Origin of the sequence: Sphingomonas faeni, assembly GCF_024273235.1 — a bacterium.
GTDB lineage: Bacteria > Pseudomonadota > Alphaproteobacteria > Sphingomonadales > Sphingomonadaceae > Sphingomonas > Sphingomonas faeni_A.
This window is the reverse complement of sequence record NZ_JANBVH010000084.1, coordinates 1-2030: the sequence shown is the minus strand read 5'-3', so window position 1 is coordinate 2030 and position 2030 is coordinate 1. Positions and strand designations below refer to the sequence as shown.

2 tRNA genes and 2 rRNA genes are annotated in these 2030 nt (G+C 54.7%); all 4 read left to right on the top strand.

Annotated features, from left to right (window positions below):
• A 16S ribosomal RNA gene (locus tag NLI89_RS21575) occupies positions 1-340 on the top strand; the annotation flags it as partial.
• Between the two features lie 197 nt (positions 341-537).
• A tRNA-Ile gene (locus tag NLI89_RS21570) sits at positions 538-614 on the top strand.
• 14 nt (positions 615-628) lie between these two features.
• Positions 629-704: transfer RNA gene (locus NLI89_RS21565), tRNA-Ala, on the top strand.
• A gap of 467 nt (positions 705-1171) precedes the next feature.
• Positions 1172-2030 (top strand): 23S ribosomal RNA (locus NLI89_RS21560); the annotation flags it as partial.

Genomic DNA, 2030 nt, shown 5'->3' with positions numbered 1-2030 from the left:
ATGGCCCTTACGCGCTGGGCTACACACGTGCTACAATGGCGGTGACAGTGGGCAGCAAGCACGCGAGTGTGAGCTAATCTCCAAAAGCCGTCTCAGTTCGGATTGTTCTCTGCAACTCGAGAGCATGAAGGCGGAATCGCTAGTAATCGCGGATCAGCATGCCGCGGTGAATACGTTCCCAGGCCTTGTACACACCGCCCGTCACACCATGGGAGTTGGATTCACCCGAAGGCGTTGCGCTAACTCGTAAGAGAGGCAGGCGACCACGGTGGGTTTAGCGACTGGGGTGAAGTCGTAACAAGGTAGCCGTAGGGGAACCTGCGGCTGGATCACCTCCTTTCTAAGGATATCGGCAGAAAGCGCCGACAGGCCCGCATCCTCGGACGCCACCCTGTTGGAAGAGCTTCTTCCATTCCAAAGAACATTAGCCGCCGTCCTCATGTCCCTTCATCAACTGGATCCCAAGCCTAGCGGCTTGGGTAATCTGAGCTGGCACCTCCCGCCTAGCGGTCCTTTGGACCAGCTTGGGCGAGATTGGGGCCGGTAGCTCAGGTGGTTAGAGCGCACGCCTGATAAGCGTGAGGTCGTAAGTTCAACTCTTACTCGGCCCACCATCTCGCAGCTTAATGGGGCCTTAGCTCAGCTGGGAGAGCGGTTGCTTTGCAAGCATCAGGTCATCGGTTCGATCCCGATAGGCTCCACCAAGTCGCAGTCGAAGAGACGAGGTAGCATAGCTGCCGCGCACTTCGACAAGACCGGCCAGCGCCGAGAAGCGCGCCCACAAGGCGCAGCTTCGCTGCGACTGACGGGCGCGGCGGGCGCGACGACGCTAACCACATATCCAGGTTGATGAAGAGAAACGGTTCGCCGCACGAGAGTGCGGTGATTGACGGGTACGCCCGTCGTATTTGACATTGTGAATGGGTTTTTTAAAATCGATGCCGTGAGGTGCTCGATTTTGGGGACGAGGATTGCTTCGGCGGTTCGTGAGCGCTTCGGCGTCAACGAGCTAAACGAGCGGTTCGAGGCTCCAGATATCGACATCATCATACAAGATAATCTGGCTGAGATTATAATCATCCGCACCTGACAAAGGCCACGACGCACTGCTCTGCCGAGTTGGTGACCTCCTCTGGAGGCACCCAGTGATGTCGTTGGTGGTGTGGACTCTCAAGCGTGAGGTAAGGGCAATTCGTGGATGCCTTGGCATGTACAGGCGATGAAGGACGTGGCACGCTGCGATAAGCGTCGGTGAGCTGTGAGCAAGCATTGACCCGACGATTTCCGAATGGGGAAACCCACCTATCCCGATTAATCCATACCTAGGGCAACCTGGGCTTGGGTTAATTAGGTTAGGTATCACTTAGCTGAATAAAATAGGCTTCGTGAAGCGAACCCGGCGAACTGAAACATCTCAGTAGCTGGAGGAAAAGACATCAACCGAGATTCCGTTAGTAGTGGCGAGCGAACGCGGACCAGGCCAGTGCCTGATGGTGAATTAGCAGAACGATCTGGAAAGTTCGGCCATAGCGGGTGACAGCCCCGTATGCGAAAATGAAACATCAGGACTCGAGTAGGGCGGAACACGTGAAATTCTGTCTGAACATGGGGGGACCACCCTCCAAGCCTAAATACTCGTACATGACCGATAGCGAACTAGTACCGTGAGGGAAAGGTGAAAAGCACCCCGATGAGGGGAGTGAAACAGTACCTGAAACGGATTGCCTACAAGCAGTTGGAGGGCTTTTATGGCCTGACAGCGTACCTCTTGCATAATGGGTCTGTGACTTAATGTATCAAGCAAGCTTAAGCCGATAGGTGTAGGCGCAGCGAAAGCGAGTCTGAATAGGGCGCCAGAGTTTGATGTATTAGACCCGAAACCCGGCGATCTAGGCATGACCAGGATGAAGGTGCAGTAACATGCACTGGAGGTCCGAACCGATTAACGTTGAAAAGTTACCGGATGAGTTGTGTTTAGGGGTGAAAGGCCAATCAAGCCGGGAAATAGCTGGTTCTCCGCGAAAACTATT